At 34.6% G+C, this 17820-nt stretch carries 19 protein-coding genes; 8 read left to right on the top strand and 11 right to left on the bottom strand.

The window, feature by feature from the left end; genetic code table 11:
* The first annotated feature begins 2 nt into the window (after positions 1-2).
* Positions 3-1862, top strand: coding sequence for a hypothetical protein (locus tag OZP11_RS15005; RefSeq protein WP_281231362.1), 1860 nt, complete (start codon positions 3-5; stop codon positions 1860-1862).
* A 73-nt stretch (positions 1863-1935) separates the two neighbouring features.
* Here OZP11_RS15005 and OZP11_RS15000 read toward each other — a convergent pair whose 3' ends face one another.
* The 10 genes from OZP11_RS15000 to hemA form a co-directional block, all read right to left on the bottom strand.
* Positions 1936-2823 (bottom strand): fructose bisphosphate aldolase, encoded by an 888-nt coding sequence (locus OZP11_RS15000; RefSeq protein ID WP_349293780.1) that lies wholly within the window; start codon positions 2821-2823, stop codon positions 1936-1938.
* Between the two features lie 91 nt (positions 2824-2914).
* Positions 2915-3853, bottom strand: a complete 939-nt coding sequence (locus OZP11_RS14995; RefSeq protein ID WP_281231360.1) for a DUF4421 family protein — start codon at positions 3851-3853, stop codon at positions 2915-2917.
* A 163-nt stretch (positions 3854-4016) separates the two neighbouring features.
* Complete coding sequence (hemF, locus tag OZP11_RS14990; RefSeq protein WP_281231359.1) at positions 4017-4922, bottom strand: oxygen-dependent coproporphyrinogen oxidase; 906 nt, start codon at positions 4920-4922, stop codon at positions 4017-4019.
* Complete coding sequence (locus tag OZP11_RS14985) at positions 4919-5464, bottom strand: GNAT family N-acetyltransferase (RefSeq protein ID WP_281231358.1); 546 nt, start codon at positions 5462-5464, stop codon at positions 4919-4921. Before OZP11_RS14985 ends, hemF begins: the two co-directional genes overlap by 4 nt.
* Positions 5465-5466: 2 nt before the next feature.
* Complete coding sequence (locus tag OZP11_RS14980) at positions 5467-5844, bottom strand: hypothetical protein (RefSeq protein WP_281231357.1); 378 nt, start codon at positions 5842-5844, stop codon at positions 5467-5469.
* A 125-nt stretch (positions 5845-5969) separates the two neighbouring features.
* The gene (locus tag OZP11_RS14975; protein ID WP_281231356.1) at positions 5970-6521 is read right to left on the bottom strand and encodes a transposase; all 552 of its coding nucleotides are present in this window, start codon (positions 6519-6521) and stop codon (positions 5970-5972) included.
* Positions 6522-6758: 237 nt separating this feature from the next.
* The gene (gene hemE, locus OZP11_RS14970; protein ID WP_281231355.1) at positions 6759-7784 is read right to left on the bottom strand and encodes a uroporphyrinogen decarboxylase; all 1026 of its coding nucleotides are present in this window, start codon (positions 7782-7784) and stop codon (positions 6759-6761) included.
* Between the two features lie 89 nt (positions 7785-7873).
* Entirely contained in the window at positions 7874-8539 is a 666-nt protein-coding gene (locus tag OZP11_RS14965) for a uroporphyrinogen-III synthase (protein ID WP_281231354.1), read from the bottom strand.
* The gene (gene hemC, locus OZP11_RS14960; protein WP_281231352.1) at positions 8539-9462 is read right to left on the bottom strand and encodes a hydroxymethylbilane synthase; all 924 of its coding nucleotides are present in this window, start codon (positions 9460-9462) and stop codon (positions 8539-8541) included. Before hemC ends, OZP11_RS14965 begins: the two co-directional genes overlap by 1 nt.
* 251 nt (positions 9463-9713) lie before the next feature.
* Positions 9714-10964, bottom strand: a complete 1251-nt coding sequence (gene hemA / locus OZP11_RS14955; protein WP_281231351.1) for a glutamyl-tRNA reductase — start codon at positions 10962-10964, stop codon at positions 9714-9716.
* A 227-nt stretch (positions 10965-11191) separates the two neighbouring features.
* On the opposite strand from hemA, the gene OZP11_RS14950 reads away from it, so the two are divergent.
* The 7 genes from OZP11_RS14950 to OZP11_RS14920 all read left to right on the top strand — a co-directional run bounded on the left by OZP11_RS14950 (position 11192) and on the right by OZP11_RS14920 (position 17106).
* Positions 11192-12064 (top strand): AraC family transcriptional regulator, encoded by an 873-nt coding sequence (locus OZP11_RS14950; RefSeq protein WP_281231350.1) that lies wholly within the window; start codon positions 11192-11194, stop codon positions 12062-12064.
* 2 nt (positions 12065-12066) lie between these two features.
* Positions 12067-12438 (top strand): FEKKY domain-containing protein, encoded by a 372-nt coding sequence (locus OZP11_RS14945; RefSeq protein WP_281231349.1) that lies wholly within the window; start codon positions 12067-12069, stop codon positions 12436-12438.
* A 149-nt stretch (positions 12439-12587) separates the two neighbouring features.
* Positions 12588-13601 carry a ferrochelatase gene (gene hemH / locus OZP11_RS14940; RefSeq protein WP_281231348.1) on the top strand — a complete coding sequence of 338 codons (1014 nt, stop codon included), beginning with the start codon at positions 12588-12590 and terminating at the stop codon, positions 13599-13601.
* A 39-nt stretch (positions 13602-13640) separates the two neighbouring features.
* Positions 13641-14189 carry a CopD family protein gene (locus OZP11_RS14935; protein ID WP_281231347.1) on the top strand — a complete coding sequence of 183 codons (549 nt, stop codon included), beginning with the start codon at positions 13641-13643 and terminating at the stop codon, positions 14187-14189.
* Positions 14190-14331: 142 nt separating this feature from the next.
* Entirely contained in the window at positions 14332-15747 is a 1416-nt protein-coding gene (locus tag OZP11_RS14930; protein WP_281235533.1) for a sensor histidine kinase, read from the top strand.
* A 10-nt stretch (positions 15748-15757) separates the two neighbouring features.
* Entirely contained in the window at positions 15758-16540 is a 783-nt protein-coding gene (locus OZP11_RS14925) for an enoyl-CoA hydratase/isomerase family protein (protein WP_281231346.1), read from the top strand.
* A gap of 164 nt (positions 16541-16704) precedes the next feature.
* Positions 16705-17106: a hypothetical protein gene (locus OZP11_RS14920; protein WP_281231345.1), complete on the top strand. Its 402-nt coding sequence runs from the start codon at positions 16705-16707 to the stop codon at positions 17104-17106.
* A 57-nt stretch (positions 17107-17163) separates the two neighbouring features.
* Here the strand turns inward: OZP11_RS14920 and OZP11_RS14915 are convergent, their stop codons facing one another.
* Positions 17164-17817 (bottom strand): metal-dependent transcriptional regulator, encoded by a 654-nt coding sequence (locus tag OZP11_RS14915; RefSeq protein WP_281231344.1) that lies wholly within the window; start codon positions 17815-17817, stop codon positions 17164-17166.
* Between the last annotated feature and the right edge of the window lie 3 nt (positions 17818-17820).

Raw genomic sequence — 17820 nt, 5'->3', positions numbered from 1 at the left:
TCATGAAGCAATTTTATACTCTATTTTTATTACTCGCCGCATATCTGACTTTTGGCCAAAGTAATCCGGACAAATACGATTATTTTGTACAGCTAAACGGAAACCAGCTTTCTAAAAAAGTAAATATTGATGAAGTTTTAAACCATCCGGTTTTAACCAAATATATTGACAAAAAACCTGATTTTGATCTTCGTAAATATGCTTCTATTATTGCATTAGATCAAAAAGTTACCATTCACGGAAGTTTTCTGGACAGTGTTCCGTATTATCAGTTTACGATTCCAATCAAAAATAAAGAAGCCGTAAGACAATATTTGATTGAAAAACAAGGAGCAAACGGAACAAACAGCCAAATTCAGGATTTTGGAAAATATGAAGTTTTTACACCAAGCGGTGTAAAAAGATCATTGGCATGGAATGATAAATATCTGGTAATATTTGAATTAACAAAAAGACTTCCTTCTAAGTATTATGATCTGGCAGATACGAAATTTGAAACCGATTCCGTCGCCGTAACCGAACCTTATGAAGAAACTGCTGTAGAAGTACCTGCATATGGAATTCCAGCAGCTCAAAATCCGTCAAAAAAAACAGAACCAATAGTAAATAATGACCCAATACTATTTGAAGATCCGGCGGATACCCAGAATGAGTATTCGTATCATGGAAATCCGTATGAAGAATACACAGTAGAACAGGCCGAATTTGATAAAAAATTAGCCGAAAAACAAAGTGCGATCCTAAAAGCATTATTCGAAAATGGATTCAATGCTCCAAATTCAGCAAAAATAAATGCACAGGCAGATATTTCATCCTGGTTAGATTACGGCGGGACGATGTCGAGTTTATACGAAGCATATAGTGCTCCGCTGGCAATTTTTGGCGGTTATGATAAATTTCTTCCCGCGCAGAAGAACTTCAGGAAGTTTATAAAAGGAATAAACCTTGATTTTTATTTTGATAATGATAATGTGAGAATCGAGGAAATTTTAGAATATTCACAGCCAATTGCCGAAGCTGCTGCTAAGATTACTAATAGAAAACCAAATAAGAACATCTACAAATATTTCCCAAATCAAAAACCGCTGGGGTATGCCTCCTATCACATTAATACCAAAGCTGCACTGGAAAATATCCCCTCCCTTATATCCGATTTATTCCAAAGTACGAAACTTTTAAAAGAAGACATTACCATTATAACCGATTTGATTTCGACTATAGTCGATGAAGAAGCAACAGCCAAACTTTTTGACGGTGATTTAAGTGCTTTTTTACATGACGTGAAAGAAGTGGAGGTTATGACTAAAAAATATGGTTATGATGAAAACTATGAAGAAACAATAACAGAAGAAAAAGTGAAGAAAAGCATTCCTCAGTTTTCTGTAATTTTCACCTCAACACACCCAACATTTGGCGATAAACTACTGCAATTAGGAGTACGCAAAAAAGTACTTGTTCAAAAAGGTAATGATTACGTTATAACCGGAGTAAAAGAATACGGTGATATTTTTATCAGAAAAGACAATGATGTAGTAATTATTGGTAATACGTTTAATTACTTTAGCGGCGGAAGCGGTTCTTTTGTTAAAGAAGCAAAACAGGATTTGCGTAAAGACTATATGTTTGCGAAACTGAATATCGCGCAATCTATAAACGCTTTTGGAAATTCAGGAAAAACAAAACCAGAAGAACTAAACAAAACGATCAAGATTTCAGAACAGTTCGCGGATATTACATTTAGTTCTGCAAAAAAACTGATTGATAATAAACTGAAGTTTGAATTGAAATTAAACTCTTCTAAATCAGATAAAAATATCATTTTACAGACTTTAGATCTGGCTCAGGAACTAACTTTAAAATAATCTATCAACAAAAGTCCCCGAAAGATATTTTCGGGGACTTTTTTTATGTAAAAAATTAATCTCTTCAATTAAATCAGTTAACAGAAGCTTCGTAGATTTCTTTAATCGAATTGTCCAGCTGTGCATTAAATTCATCGTCAGTTTGCCCGGCGCTGAGTCCTTCAGATAAAGCTCTTGAGAAACTGGCAATCAATCCGTGATTTTCGCTTAGTTTTTGATTAGCATCTTCTCTGGAATATCCTCCCGAAAGTGCCACAACTCTCACCACGTGCGGATCAGACATTAAATCATGGTAAAAATCATTTACAGTTGGAATAGAAAGTTTCAACATTACTTTTACATCTTTGTCCAAAGCATCAAGCTGTTTTTTGATTTCGTCTTTTAAAATCTGTTCTGATTTTTCTTTATCTGCACTGTAAATATCAACTTCAGGCTCAATTATCGGGATAAGTCCCTTTTCAAAAATCTGCAATCCAACTTCAAATTGCTGTTTTACGACATCCTGAATTCCTTTCAGATTTGCTTCTTTGATAACAGAGCGCATTTTGGTTCCAAAGATCTTACGTTCTACAGCACGGTCCAGTAATTCATTAAGATTAGAAATGGGCTTCATTAGTTGAACTCCATTTGCAAGTTCGGCTAATCCTTTATCGACTTTTAAAAAAGGAATGATATGTTTTTTCTCCCACAAATAGTCGGCTGTCCATTGATCGTCTATTTTACGGTCCATTGTATTCTCAAACAAAATAGCACCAAGAATATATTGGTTGTCAAAAGCCGGACTTTTAATAATTCTGGTTCTCATTTCATGTACAAGAGTGTACATTTCTTCTTCGTTTGTATATTGGTTTTCCTGAACGCCATATTGCGATAACGCCTTTGGAGTACTGCCTCCGCTTTGGTCTAATGCCGCAATAAATCCTTTTCCGGAATGCATGAGATTTAACTGTTCGTTGTTTATATTTTTCATAACAATGAATTTTAGTTTTTTATAATCTCTGTAATTTAAGCATTTTAATTGGGGCTTACTGTCTATTTTGAGTTAATATTTCTTACAAACCTATTTTTTCATTGACCTTGTCGTAGACTTCTTTTACCTTTTTTGGAGGATCAAATCGGTAACCAACAGAAAGTTTTACAGTAACAATATTGTCATTCAATCTTGGATCGACTTTATCATCCTGCGCAAAACTTACGGAATTCAAACTTGCAAAGCCAAAAAAACGATCGTTATTATAGGCTAATTTTAAATTGAAATCTCCCTGATATATCGCAGAAGTATCTCCATCAGTGACATTAACTCCGCCGCCTAAACCAATTCCGGCACCAATTAAAACCCTATTACTGATTACAAAGTTATAAAAGTAGGATGGTGATAGAGTAAACATATACATATCTGAAGGAGATGTGTCAGAAGTATTTAAATCTATATTGGTATAATAAAAAGAAAATGACGGAATGAAACTTCCTGAGCTTTTAGTCTGCCATTCGTTTTGGCTTACCAATGTTTTAAAAGAGAATTTATCATTAAAAACATAAGAAGTCGATCCACCAATCTTGGTCGTGCGCATGCCCGGAAGCTGCGCCGCTATGTTATTATCACTAATATAAAATCCTTTTTGATTAATAAAGGTAAAGGACTGCATCCATTTTTTATAATAAAATCGGGTGTTGAAATTAAAGTGTTTGGAATTAGAATCACCTTTGTTCTGACTCAGAAATTTAGGAGCAAAACCAATTGATACATCAATGATTTTATAGTTTAAGTTAAAACCAATTTGTTCTCTTCGATTGGGAATAAGTTTAAGGTATATTTTCGGTTCTTGAATATCCGACGCTATTTCAAAACTATTGGAAGTATCCAAATAATAAATGCTGGTGGTAATTTTATCGTTGTAAGATTTAAAATATGGATTTTGCAAAGTGTCTTTTTGGGCAAAACAGCCCAAAACATTCAGCAACAGTAATATGCCGGTTAATTTTAAGTTCATCAATAGTGACGTTTTATTTTTCAATTAAATGACAAAACTAATTAATAATTTTAAGTTTGTAGGATAAATATTGTTTTTTTGTTGTTTTTAAATGAATACTCCGTCCTCTGACACAGTGCAAAAAAAAATGCTCCAGAGGAGCATTATATTTATAGAAATAAAATTATGAAATCCACTCTCGCGGATTTGCCAATACATTAATCAATTTCTCTTCTTCGCTTCCTGCTTCCGGGTGATGATCATAAACCCATTGTACGTGCGGCGGTAAACTCATCAAAATACTCTCGATTCTTCCGTTTGTTTTTAAACCGAATAAAGTTCCCTTGTCATGAACCAAATTGAATTCTACATAACGGCCGCGACGGATTTCCTGCCAGGTTCTTTGTTCCGGAGTATAAGAAAGTGTTTTTCTTTTTTCGACAATCGGCACATAAGCTTCAAGGAAACTATTCCCGACTTCGGTTACAAAATTGTACCAGTTTTCCATTGACATCTGTTCATTTGCTTTGCAATAGTCAAAAAACAAACCGCCAAGTCCTCGCGCTTCATTTCGGTGTGCATTCCAAAAATACGAATCGCACTGTTTTTTATATTTTGGATAAAATTCCGGATTATGTTTATCACAGGCTGTTTTACAAGTTTGGTGAAAATGAACAGCATCTTCTTCAAACAAATAATACGGCGTTAAATCTTGACCACCCCCAAACCATTGTTCGATTACATTTCCTTTTTCGTCATACATTTCAAAATATCGCCAATTGGCGTGCACGGTAGGAACCATCGGGTTTTTCGGGTGAATGACCAAACTTAATCCGCAGGCAAAAAAATCAGCTTCGCCAACATTAAACATTTTCTGCATCGTTTCCGGAAGTTTTCCGTGAACGGCTGAAATGTTTACACCGCCTTTTTCAAAAACATTTCCGTTTTCAATAACGCGTGTTCTTCCGCCTCCGCCTTCTGTGCGTTTCCATAAGTCTTCACGGAATTTTGCAGTTCCGTCAACAGCTTCTAATCCGGCGCAGATTTGGTCTTGTAAATTTTGTATGTAGGCGTAAAATTTGTCTTTCATGATTTTATGTATTCTGATTTAAGAAGCCCGAAATAAACAGAATTCTGCAAAGTGCCATCTCCGTTTCTAAATTCGTCTCTTAAGATTCCTTCTTGTTTGAAATTGTGTTTTAATGCGATTCGCTGACTTGCCAAATTGATTTCAGATGTACAGATAAAAACCTTATTAAGCATTAATTTGTTAAAGCAAAATTCAAGTGCATCAGCAACCATTTTTGAGGTAATTCCTTTTCCTTGATAATCTTCATCAATAAAATATCCAAATTCACATTTAGAAATGCGATAATCGATTGTTTTTACACATAAATAACCAATCAAATTGTTTGTTTGCATATCTCGGGCATAAAAATGAAAACCTTCTTTGTTTTTCTCTTTATCGCTACTTAGCGATAAAAAATGCTGTGCTTTTTCTAAAGTATCTGAGTTGGCAAGTGTAACTGGAAAAGTCTTTCCAATATGAGTTTTATTCTTATCAATCAGTTTGTAAAATTCTCCGGGAAGAATAGCATCAATTCGTTCTGTTTTCCAATCTGTAAAACTCATTTTTATTTGTTTTTAATTGATGAAATCTTCGAATTTATTCCAAAAGAAAAAACTTTGCTCTCTGCCTGAATATATTGGTAAATGGCTAAAGCCTTATCGTCAAAATTATAATCTTCAGCTTTTGAAAATTCTATCAGAATATCAGCGAACTGCTCTAACTGATCCCAATCAAGATGAAGACGCATTAACAATGTAATTAAATCTTCATTCGAATAATCAACTAAAATTTCAAAGTTTAATCCGAATTCTTTCAGCTGATTTTCAATATCTGTTTTTTGTAGGTTATTTAAAGGATAAGGTACATAAACAAGGGTTCTCAATGTTTTTAGAACATTGTCGATTCTTATTTTTTCTTCATCTCTTAAACCTTTGTTGAGCATAATTATCTTTTCCGTTTCCTGCAAGGTTTCCAAAACCTTGTAGGTATTAATTGTACATCTTCTATAGAAATCATCTTGAAATCTAGACCTACAAGATTTTGAAAATCTTGCAGGACGAAACGAAATCATTCAAAAGTATACGTTTCGTTTAAAAGATCATTTTTTTGATTATGGCAAAAAATAAAATTTTCGAAATCCCCGAATAAATCTAAAACCTCTTCTCGTTCTATTTTAGTTTCTTTATCAGATAAAAATGCTTGATAAGAAGAAAATCTAAAATTCTTAAAATCCTGATCTAAATGATGTTTTGGATTTAAATGGACATAAACAATTAATCGTTTTAAATAGTTTTCGTCTCTTAATTTTATTCTTTTGAAATGCTTCTCAAACAAACTTCCTGTTCTTCCAATTTGTTTATTAAATGCCTTGGCATAAGAATTAAATAAGTTAGAAAAGGCCTGCGTAACGTCTTTTTCTTCACTATTTAGTCGAATTACCAAATGAAAGTGATTTTTCATTAAACAATAAGCAAAAATTGAAATTTTCTTTTCACTGTATTTGGCTAATTGTTTTAAGAAATAGATTTTGTTTTCATCATTATCAAACAAATCAGTTCCATTGATTCCACGATTATAAATGTGATAATAACAATCCTTTTCTAAAATCTCCAACTTCATGTTCTCATTCATTTCTCATCTCCTGCAAGGTTTTTAAAACCTTGTAGGTCTTCTACATCTGTGTTTGTTTAACTTTGTAATTATACCATTAGATTACCCTTTTCTTGCTTCCTGAAAGGTTTTCAAAACCTTGTTGGTGTTATTTTTGAGTTTTTTTATCTATGTAATGGATATTTATACCTACAAGGTTTTGGAAACCTTGCAGGAAAACTAACTGCGACTGAACACTGAAAATTATTATTGCCCGTATTCTTTCACAGCATCGATAAACGCTTTTGCGTGATCTACAGGGATATTTGGTAAAATTCCGTGACCTAAATTTACAACATATTTATCTTTTCCGAATTCGTCGATCATTTCGTGAACCATTTTCTTGATAGTCGGAATTGGAGAAAGTAATCTTGACGGATCAAAGTTTCCTTGTAAAGTAATGTTTCCTCCAGATAAGTAACGTGCATTTCTAGCCGAACAAGTCCAGTCAACCCCTAATGCAGAAGCACGGCTTTTACCCATTTCGCCAAGAGCAAACCAACATCCTTTTCCGAAAACAATAACCGGAGTTAAATCAGCCAGAGCCTCAACAATCTGGTTGATGTATTTCCATGAAAATTCCTGATAATCAACAGGAGAAAGCATTCCTCCCCAGGAATCAAAAATCTGAACGGCATCAACACCCGCTTTTACTTTTTCTTTTAAGTATAAAATCGTAGTGTCTGTAATTTTTTGTAGTAAAGTGTGAGCAGCAGCCGGATTAGAAAAACAGAATCCTTTTGCCATATCAAAACTCTTAGAACCTCTTCCTTCGACAGCATAACAGAAAATTGTCCACGGCGAACCTGCGAAACCAATTAACGGCACCTCATCGTTCAGCATTTCTTTGGTCAATTTAATGGCATCCATTACATAACCTAAACTTTGCTGGATATCCGGAATGTAAACACGGTGAACATCTGCCATTGAGCGAATCGGATTCGGGATAAACGGACCGATATTTTCTTTCATCAAAACTTCGATTCCCATTGCTTGCGGTACTACCAAAATATCCGAGAACAAAATAGCAGCATCCGGAGCGATACGGCGAATGGGCTGAACTGTAATTTCGGCAGCTAATTCCGGAGTCTGACAACGAGTGAAGAAATCGTATTTATCTCTTAACTCGATAAATTCCGGTAAATATCTTCCGGCTTGACGCATCATCCATACTGGCGGGCGCTGTACTGTTTCTCCTTTTAATGCTTTTAAAAATAGGTCGTTTTTTAACATTTTTTCTTGCTTTAGGCTTTAAGCTTTAGGCTTTAAGCTGTTTTTAACTATAGTTTTTTGCTTACGGCTTACAGCCTAAAGCTTATTGCTTACTTATATTCGTGAATTACATCTTCGATCACATCTTCAATTGTAGGCTGATCTGCGACGATAATGTTTTTAGTGATTTTTGACAATGCTTCTGCGGTGGTATCCCCAATGCAGAAACAGATTTGTTTATTTATCTTATTGTCTTTCAAATAACTCTTAACTCCAGACGGACTAAAAAATAAGATCGCTTCTGGATTTGCTTTTATTTTCTGAGGTTGCAACGTAGTTTCGTAAACCTGAATTTCATTGAATTTAATTCCGTTTTCTTTTAAAGCTTCCGGCAAAGTATCCCTTCTTAAATTACCGCTGAAAAAAGTATAACTCTCATTTCCGTAAATCAAAGTGATAATCTCAGCTAAATCAGCAGCGTAACCTGTGTAAGCCACGACATTAAAGCCATTATCGCTTAAAAGCGTTTTGGTTTTAAGTCCAACGCAATACACGTTTTTCTTTTTTAACTGTTCAGAATCGGGGTGTGATAAAACACTGTGAACGGCATTTTGACTTGTAAAAATCAGACTTTCGTTGAGGTCTTTTAATTCGAAAGGTTTGTTTTCTGTTTTAATGAAATCAGCTTCGATTAATTCAACGCCATATTTCATCAGCTCTTGCTTATGAAGAGGAGATAATATTTTTGTAGATAATATCTGAACTGGATTTGCCATTATTTTTTCAGGGATTCTTTGATTTTCTGCATTAATTCTGTTCCGCCATTATTCAAAATCTCCTGAGCAGAGTTGAATCCTAATTTTTTCCATTCTGAAATATCAACGGTTTTGTCTATTTCCAGTTTTTGTTTTCCATCGATAGAAAGTAAAACACCTTGAAAATGTAAAGTGTCTTCGTCTTCGTTATAGGTAACCAAAGCTCCAATTGGCGCAGTACATCCGCCTTCAAGCGTTCTTAAAAACTGACGTTCGATGTGCGTGCAAATTTCAGTTTCGATATCATTTAACTGAGAAAGTGCGTCTAAAGTATAATTGTCATTTTCCATTGCCACAACCAGCATTGCTCCTTGTGCGGGCGCAGGAATCATCCAATCTAAGTTGATGAAATTTTCAGGTTTCAGATTAATTCTTTCCAAACCAGCCGCTGCAAAAACAGCTCCATCCCAATTGTTATCTTGTAACTTCTGCATACGCGTGTTTACGTTTCCGCGTAAATCAACTACAGTATGATTTGGATATTTATTAAACCATTGTGCCTGGCGACGAAGACTTCCGGTTGCAATTGTACTTGGATTTGCAAAATCAGGATTTCCTTTATGGACTAAAATATCTAAAACATTGGCTCTTGGTAAAACAGCACCCTGAACGATACCTTTTGGTAAAGCTGTTGGAACATCTTTCATCGAATGCACCGCAATATCAATATCGCCATTGATCATGGCAATGTCTAAAGTTTTGGTGAAAATTCCCGTAATGCCAAGTTCGTAAAGTGGTTTATCCAGAATAATATCACCTTGAGATTTTACGGCAACAATTGAAGTTTTATAACCCAAATCGTTTAGTTTTTTCTCTACAGTGTGTGCCTGCCAAAGTGCTAATTCGCTGTCACGCGTTCCTATTCTGATTGTTTTTTCAGCCATGTTTTGTTTTTTGAACCATATAAGTTATATAAGCAAATTTAAGCAGTTTGGGTAAAACGAATAAAAAGACTAATACAACTTTTTTTTGAACCATATAAGTTATATAAGTAATTTAAGCGGTTTGGGTAAAAAACAGTTTAAATAATCTGATACAACTTTAAAATTTTTGAACCATATAAGTCATATAAGTAAATTTAAGTTTTTTGCGCATGGCAATTTTAAATGAACTTATATGACTTATATGGTTTAAACTAAGATGCTTTTATTTTGAAGACTTTTTCGATCCATTCGATGCTTTCATCGACCATGGTGTCGTCGTCTTTTAAATGATTTGCGAAATGTGTAGTGATTTTTTGAATGATTCGGTTACTGATGATTTCAGCCTGCTCTTCATTAAAATCGGCAATTTTTTTGCTTTGGAAATCCAGTTCCGAAGCTTTAATAGCGTTTAGTTTGTCTTTTAAAGCATTAATTGTCGGAGCGAACTTTCTTCCTTTCATCCAGGTAACAAATTCTTCTTTGATTTCTTCGATGATCGCTTCAGCAGCCGGAATGTGTAATTTTCTGTTTTCCAAAGTTTCATCTGTCAATTGAGACAAATAATCCATGTGAATTAAAGTTACACCTTCCAATTCCTCAACATTTTCATGAACGTTTTTCGGAATAGATAAATCCAGAATCAATAAAGGTTTTTTAAGATTCAAGATTGCTTTGTCAACAGTAGGATTTTGAGCGCCCGTTGCAACAACCACAACATCGGCTTTTTGAAGTTCTAAATGCAATTCAGAGTAATCTTTAACAATCAAATTTAATTTTCCTGCCAGTTTCTCTGCTTTGTCTTTCGTACGGTTTATTAAAGTGATGTGTTCGTTTTTAGTATGTTTTACTAAATTCTCACACGTATTTCTTCCGATTTTTCCAGTTCCGAAAAGCAAAATATTTTTATTGCCAATGTCTTCTACATTTTTAAGAATATATTGTACCGATGCAAAAGAAACCGAAGTAGCACCAGAGCTGATCTCAGTTTCGTTTTTAATTCTTTTACTCGCCTGGATAACCGCATTTACCAGTCTTTCTAAAAAAGCATTGACTAAGCCAACTGATTTTGAATGTGTAAAACTGGTTTTAATTTGAGATATAATTTCGAAGTCACCTAAAATCTGGCTGTCCAAACCAGTTCCTACGCGAAATAAGTGATTGATCGCTTCCTGATTTTTGTAAACGAAACCAACTTTTTGAAAAGCATCAACAGAACCATTACTGTTGTCGCAGATAAGTTTTATTAATTGAAATGGATGTTCTGCAAAACCGTAGATTTCGGTTCTATTACAAGTTGAAGTTACAATTAAACTTTCTATTCCTTCGCTTTTAGCTTGTTCCAGCAGGCGGGTCTTCGCAGCGGCATCCAAACTAAATTGACCTCTAACCTCAGCATCAGCTTTTTTATAACTCAGACCAACTGAGTAAAAATAAAGGTGTTTCGGTACGTTATTGTTTTCCATAAATTCACTTTCATAAAAGTGCAACAAAATTATTACTATAGCATTGATAAAAATAACGCTAAAAGTACTTTTTGTATCGCTCCATGATTTTTTGATTGTAATCGTCTGTTTTTATGCAAAAAGGAGTACTTTTGTAGCAAAATCAAGTTGTTTGAAACGTTTTGTTTAGAGTCGTTCTAAATAACACTTTGCTCTGACTTGAAATTTAGTTTCAAAAAAATATCGCTATGGGTTCTCAAGAAATTATAAAAATCGAAGACGACTTTACGCTGATCCGTTTTCAAAACGACAGTTCAGAGCCCTTTTATGCACAGCATGAAGCAGGCAGCGGACTAATACAATTTCACTTTGGAATAAAGGGCAAAGCCAAATTTTTATTCAATATGGGCAATTATGCTTTAGAATTGAAAGAAGAAAAATCACTGCTTTTGTATAACCCGCAGAAAGAGCTTCCTCTTAATTTAGAATTGGCTCCTAACTCCTGGGTAATTTCTGTAATAGTATCGATAAAGAAATTTCACGCGTTGTTTTCTGCCGAAGCTGATTATATTACTTTTTTAAGTCCCGATAATAAAGATAAAAAGTATTATAACGAAGGAAACATCAGTCCGTCGATGGCGATTGTGCTGAGTCAATTGTTTCATTATAATCTTCATCCTTCGATAAAAAACCTTTATTATAAAGGAAAAGGATACGAATTGTTGAGTTTGTATTTCAACAGAACCGAAGACCCAAATGCAGAACAATGTCCGTTTTTGATTGACGAAGACAATGTTTTGAAAATCAGAAAAGCCAAAGAAATTGTAATCGCCAATATGGCCGAACCTCCAGGATTACAAGAATTGGCAGATGAAATTGGCTTGAATTTAAAAAAGCTGAAAATGGGCTTCAAACAAATTTACGGCGACACGGTTTACGGTTTCCTGTTTGATTACAAAATGGATTTCGCCAGAAAATTATTAGACAGCGGTTCTTATAATGTAAACGAAGTGGGATTGAAAATTGGTTACAGCACCGGAAGTCATTTTATAGCCGCGTTCAAAAAGAAATTCGGAACAACTCCTAAAAAGTATTTGATGTCGATTAATGCGAATGTTTAATAATGAAAAAAGCTATTCTTATATTAAGTATTGTTTTCTTTAATTGTAAATCACAAGATATTCCGTTAGTGACTGAATACAAAAATCAAGCTTTGCATGATGTTGAAGTAGACAGTGTCAAAAAATTTACTTATGGTTTACGATTTATTGCACCTTCTGAAGCTGAACGAAAAATCCAATTAAAAAAAGAACATAAACGGGATAGTGTTTATAAAAAATATGGTTTATTTCTAAGAAATGAAGGTTGTGTAATTGGTGATAAAAAATTGAATGAAGCAATAAGTGCATATCATAAAATAACAGACTCTTATTTAGAAAACAGAAATGGAAAAGGATGGAAAGAAAAAATGGAACAAGAATTAAGCAAGTATTAAAAGCATCAATTTTGAATATCCAACAATAATTAAAAAGTAATAAATATTATTTTTCTCAAAAGCATCAAATTCTACTTTTGTGGAAATTTCTAAAACAAACAAAAAAGCTTAAAGCCTAGAGCTTAAAGCAAAAAGCAAAAAAAACAATAATGAAAGGCGTATTATTAGTAAACTTAGGTTCTCCGGACAGTCCAACTCCAAAAGATGTAAAACTGTATTTAGATGAATTTTTGATGGATAAATATGTGATCGACGTTCCATATTTATTAAGAGCATTATTAGTTCGCGGTATTATTTTAAGAAAAAGACCAGAAGAATCGGCACACGCTTACGCGAAAATTTGGTGGGAAGAAGGTTCGCCATTAGTGGTTCTTTCTGAAAGAATGCAGCAAAAAGTACAGCCTTTAGTAAATGTTCCTGTTTCTTTGGCAATGCGTTACGGAAGTATGACTATTGAAAAAGGACTTCAGGAATTAAGCGACAAAGGAGTTACAGATGTAATGCTTTTTCCATTATATCCGCAATATGCAATGGCATCGACTTTGACTATTTTGGTTAAGGCTGAAGAAATTCGCAAGAAGAAATTCCCTCATATGAAATTTATCGATGTCCCTGCGTTTTACAACAAACCGGATTACATCAAAAACTTAGCAGATTCAATTCAGAAACATTTAGTTGGGTTTGATTATGATCATTTATTGTTTTCATACCATGGAATCCCGGAGCGTCATATCCGCAAAACCGATGTGACAAAATCACATTGTAAAATTGACGGTTCTTGTTGCAACACACCATCGCCGGCGCACGAATTTTGCTATCGTCACCAATGTTACGAAACAACAAAACAAGTCATTAAATTATTAGGACTTCCTGAAGACAAATACAGTTTGACATTTCAATCTCGTTTAGCGGGCGATAAATGGCTTGAACCTTATACTGATGTTGAAATTGACAATATGCCAGCAAAAGGTATCAAGAAATTAGCGGTTGTAACACCGGCGTTCGTTTCAGATTGTTTGGAAACCTTAGAGGAAATCGCCATGCGCGCCAAAGAAGATTTTGAAGCAAATGGAGGAGAAGAGTTTTTGGCAATTCCATGTTTGAATGACGATGACGAATGGTGTCAGACAGTTGCAAATTGGATTAACGACTGGGCTAAATAGAGAAAATAGAAGAAAGAGTAAAGAAAAAAGACTTTCATAATGGAGTATTATAATTACTTAAAATCGCTGCATCTTATTTTTGTCATAACTTGGTTTGCAGGTTTGTTTTATATTGTGCGTTTGTTTGTGTATCAAATAGAAGCCAATGAAAAACCTTCGCCGGAAAAAGAAATTTTGCAGGCGCAGTACAAAATTATGGCCTATCGTTTGTGGTACATAATTACGTGGCCATCGGCGGTTTTGGCGAGTATTTTTGCTTTTTGGATGTTGTTTTTTACAGATGCTGGTCATGTTTGGATGAAAATGCCCTGGATGCACGTAAAATTATGTTTCGTTTTCCTTTTGTATTTATACCACGGAAAATGTCATCAGATTTTTAAGCAATTACAAAACGATGAGGTAAAATATTCAAACAACTTCATGCGTTTATGGAACGAAGGCGCAACGATTATTTTGTTTGCCGTTGTTTTTTTAGTAGTTTTAAAAAGTGCCATCAATTGGATTTTCGGCGTAATCGGAATTATTTTGTTTTCGGTTTTAATCATGCTGGGATTTCGATTTTACAAAAGAATTCGGGAGAAAAAATAGTTTTTTAGTTTCAGGTTTCAAGTTTCAAGTTGCCACACGCAACATAACCTGAAACGTGAAACCTGAAACAATAAAACAACAAAACATGCTTAACAACTTCAAAATGTCAATGCTTTCGCTTCGTACCAGGATTTTCCTGTCGATGATTGTATTGATTGTTGTGGCATCTTGTTTATTGGCTTCGATTTCGATTATTCAATTTAAAACAGAAGCAAAAGAATATCATCAGGAACGTTTAGAACGAAAAGAAAATGCGGTAAAAGAACATATAAATTACGTTCTTTCAACGACAACTTATCCGCTTAAAACCCAAAATCTGGATTTAATTTTTAAAGATAAAATCCACGAACTGGCGCAGATTCACAAAATTGAAATCAATATTTACAGCCTTGACGGGAAACTTTTAAAATCTTCCAAAGAATCTTTTGCCGTTGATAAAATCGCACCGCCAATTCCGGAATACATTTTAAAGCTGGTTCGTTCTTCTATCGAAAAGCGATTTGTAGACATTAAAACCATCGACGGAGTTAAAAACCGATCTTCATACAGTTTAATAAAAGACGAAAAATTTAAACCGCTCGGAATTCTGAATCTTCCGTATTTAGAAGACGATGGATATTACGACAACGAGTTGAATACTTTCCTGATTCGTTTAAGTCAGGTCTATTCTTTTATGCTGATTGTGGCTTTTGCTTTAGCATATTTTCTTTCCACTTATATTACAAAATCGCTTAAAACCATTTCAGATCGTTTGGAAGAAACCAATCTGGATCAGAAAAACGAGAAAATTGTTCTGGAAGCCAACAGCAAAGAAGTCAACTTCCTGATCAAAGCGTATAACGGAATGGTCGACAAACTGGAAACCAGTGCGATCAAACTCGCACAAAGTGAACGTGAAGAAGCCTGGCGCGAAATGGCCAAACAAGTAGCGCACGAGATTAAAAATCCGCTTACGCCAATGCGTTTAACGGTTCAGAGTTTTCAAAGAAAATTTGATCCGAATGATCCTGATGTAAAGCAGAAAATGAATGATTATTCAGAAACCCTGATTCAGCAGATTGATACCATGACGTCTGTAGCTTCGGCATTTTCGAATTTTGCTTCGATGCCGGCACAGCAAAATGAAACTTTAAATGTAGTTGAGGTTGTAGAACTGGCTTTGGATATTTTCAATGAAGATTATATTTCTTTCGAAAAAGAAGAAGAAGAAATTATTTCAAAAATGGATCGTACACAATTGATTCGTGTGATTACCAATTTGGTTAAAAACGCAACTCAGGCCATTCCGGAAAGTCAGTTTCAAAAATCTATTGTGGTTTCGGTAAAAAGACGAAACAACAATGTTGAAATTGCGGTAAAAGACAACGGAATCGGAATTCAAAAGCAAGATATCGGCAGAATTTTCGAACCAAAATTTACCACTAAAACCAGCGGAATGGGACTTGGTCTGGGAATTATAAAAAACATCATCGAAAATTACAAAGGAACAATTACCTTTGAATCAACTTACGGAAAAGGAACCACATTTAGGGTTTCTCTACCTATTACAAACTCATAAAATCAGCGTTATGAATTACGAAAACATTCTAGTTTCTATTGAAGAAAGAATTGCAACTATTACAATTAACAGGCCTGCAAAACTAAATGCTTTAAATAAAGCCACAATCAGTGATTTGAGCAATGCTGTTTCTGCTTTAGGAAATGATGACAATGTTCGTGTTATTATTATAACGGGAACCGGCGAAAAAGCTTTTGTGGCAGGAGCCGATATTTCAGAATTTGCAAATTATACCGTTGTCGAAGGTGCACAATTAGCTGCCGAAGGACATGAAGCGTTATTTGATTGCATCGAAAACCTAAGAAAACCGGTTATTGCAGCCATTAATGGTTTTGCTCTTGGAGGCGGACTGGAACTGGCAATGGCATGTCATTTCAGAATAGCTTCTGATAATGCTAAAATGGGACTTCCGGAAGTAACTCTAGGACTAATTCCTGGTTACGGCGGAACACAGCGTTTACCTCAACTAATTGGTAAAGGCCGTGCGATGGAAATGATCATGACTGCCGCAATGATTTCTGCAGAAGAAGCCAAACAATACGGTTTAGTAAACCATGTAGTGGCACAAACTGAACTTTTATCTTTTACAGCTGCCATTGCGCAAAGAATCATCAAAAATGCTCCGTTTGCAATTGGGAAAGCAATAAAATCTATTAATGCCAATTATAAAGATGGCAAAAATGGTTTTGATACCGAAATAAAATCATTTGGAGAATGTTTTGGAACTGCTGATTTTAAAGAAGGAACGACAGCATTCTTAGAAAAACGTAAAGCTGAATTTACAGGAAAATAATTTTCTTAACCGCAAAGGGCGCTAAGATTTACGCAAGGTTCGCTAAGTTTTTTTATTTTCTTTGTGTGCTTTGCGTAAATCTTAGCGACCTTTGTGGTTAAATTAAACACCAAAGAGGATAAAACTTAGAACCTCAGTATCTCAGAACCTTAGCACCTAAAAAAATGTACGAACCAATATTTGCCCTTTTTTGTGAACGAGTTAAAGAAAGCATCCAATCTGGAACTTTCGCAAAATTAACTTTGGCCAAAACTATGGGCGATACAGAACTTAAAAATGTGTATTTCCGATTGGTTTTAAATGAAGATAATACTTTCTCAATTTCATTGACTTTTAAATATAAAACCGAAGAAATCGAAAGCATTCATACTTTAGATGAAGCTTTATTGATTTTGGGTTCGCACATCAAAAAACCATTTCTGACCGCTTTACTTTTTACAACAGATAATGATGTTACGTTTAAAGTAAATAAAAAGAATGCCGGAAGTATTATAGAACAGCCGCCAACGTTTAAAAATGCTTCTCCGGTAATGCTGGAAATGATTGAAAAAGGAATTATAAAATAGATTATATATTTATCCTAACAGGTTTTAAAAACCTGTTAGGTATTTAAAATTCAAGATTTACAAAAGCTTCACAAACAAATTAGAAGCAATTTTATTCGAAATAGATAATTCTCTATCATTCACTTTTATTCTAACAGACAAATCAAAAGATTCTTTAGAAAGGAATTCGATCTTTGAACCTAGAGCAATTCCCTGTTTATCCAGATATTTCAGAAATTCCGAAGAAGTATCTTTTACACCAACACAAATGCCGGTTTGATTTTCTTCTAATTCAGACAGGAGCTGTTTTTCAATTTTAATGATACGTCCGTTTGCATCCGGAATCGGGTCGCCGTGCGGGTCTTCAGTAGGATTTCCAAGAAAATCATCCAGACGATTAATCAATTGTTCTGATTTGATATGTTCCAGCTGTTCTGCAATATCATGTACCTCATCCCAGCTAAAGTTAAGCTTTTCAACCAGAAACACTTCCCACAAACGGTGCTTTCTAACAATCATTTTTGCGGCAAGTTTTCCGTTCTCGGTCAACGAAACGCCCTGATATTTTTTATAATTCACCAAATCTTTCTCCGCCAGCTTTTTAAGCATATCAGTTACAGAAGACGCTTTTGTTTCCATAATTTCGGCAATGGCGTTAGTACTCACTTCGGTTTCTGAAGCTGCAGTCAGGTGATAGATCGATTTTAGGTAATTTTCTTCTGAAAAAGTCATTTT

This window comes from Flavobacterium gelatinilyticum (assembly GCF_027111295.1).
GTDB lineage: Bacteria > Bacteroidota > Bacteroidia > Flavobacteriales > Flavobacteriaceae > Flavobacterium > Flavobacterium gelatinilyticum.
Note: the sequence above shows the minus strand (reverse complement) of the source record. Positions and strands in the feature narration are given on the sequence as shown.

What these genes read in the sequence shown, in the direction of transcription:
- OZP11_RS15005 (WP_281231362.1), top strand. Translation starts at nt 3, where the DNA reads ATGAAGCAATTTTATACTCTATTTTTATTACTCGCCGCATATCTGACT.
- OZP11_RS14995 (WP_281231360.1), bottom strand. Translation starts at nt 3,853, where the DNA reads ATGAACTTAAAATTAACCGGCATATTACTGTTGCTGAATGTTTTGGGC.
- hemF (WP_281231359.1), bottom strand. Translation starts at nt 4,922, where the DNA reads ATGAAAGACAAATTTTACGCCTACATACAAAATTTACAAGACCAAATC.
- OZP11_RS14985 (WP_281231358.1), bottom strand. Translation starts at nt 5,464, where the DNA reads ATGAGTTTTACAGATTGGAAAACAGAACGAATTGATGCTATTCTTCCC.
- OZP11_RS14980 (WP_281231357.1), bottom strand. Translation starts at nt 5,844, where the DNA reads ATGCTCAACAAAGGTTTAAGAGATGAAGAAAAAATAAGAATCGACAAT.
- OZP11_RS14975 (WP_281231356.1), bottom strand. Translation starts at nt 6,521, where the DNA reads ATGAAGTTGGAGATTTTAGAAAAGGATTGTTATTATCACATTTATAAT.
- hemE (WP_281231355.1), bottom strand. Translation starts at nt 7,784, where the DNA reads ATGTTAAAAAACGACCTATTTTTAAAAGCATTAAAAGGAGAAACAGTA.
- OZP11_RS14965 (WP_281231354.1), bottom strand. Translation starts at nt 8,539, where the DNA reads ATGGCAAATCCAGTTCAGATATTATCTACAAAAATATTATCTCCTCTT.
- hemC (WP_281231352.1), bottom strand. Translation starts at nt 9,462, where the DNA reads ATGGCTGAAAAAACAATCAGAATAGGAACGCGTGACAGCGAATTAGCA.
- hemA (WP_281231351.1), bottom strand. Translation starts at nt 10,964, where the DNA reads ATGGAAAACAATAACGTACCGAAACACCTTTATTTTTACTCAGTTGGT.
- OZP11_RS14950 (WP_281231350.1), top strand. Translation starts at nt 11,192, where the DNA reads ATGGGTTCTCAAGAAATTATAAAAATCGAAGACGACTTTACGCTGATC.
- OZP11_RS14945 (WP_281231349.1), top strand. Translation starts at nt 12,067, where the DNA reads ATGAAAAAAGCTATTCTTATATTAAGTATTGTTTTCTTTAATTGTAAA.
- hemH (WP_281231348.1), top strand. Translation starts at nt 12,588, where the DNA reads ATGAAAGGCGTATTATTAGTAAACTTAGGTTCTCCGGACAGTCCAACT.
- OZP11_RS14935 (WP_281231347.1), top strand. Translation starts at nt 13,641, where the DNA reads ATGGAGTATTATAATTACTTAAAATCGCTGCATCTTATTTTTGTCATA.
- OZP11_RS14930 (WP_281235533.1), top strand. Translation starts at nt 14,332, where the DNA reads ATGATTGTATTGATTGTTGTGGCATCTTGTTTATTGGCTTCGATTTCG.
- OZP11_RS14925 (WP_281231346.1), top strand. Translation starts at nt 15,758, where the DNA reads ATGAATTACGAAAACATTCTAGTTTCTATTGAAGAAAGAATTGCAACT.
- OZP11_RS14920 (WP_281231345.1), top strand. Translation starts at nt 16,705, where the DNA reads ATGTACGAACCAATATTTGCCCTTTTTTGTGAACGAGTTAAAGAAAGC.
- OZP11_RS14915 (WP_281231344.1), bottom strand. Translation starts at nt 17,817, where the DNA reads ATGACTTTTTCAGAAGAAAATTACCTAAAATCGATCTATCACCTGACT.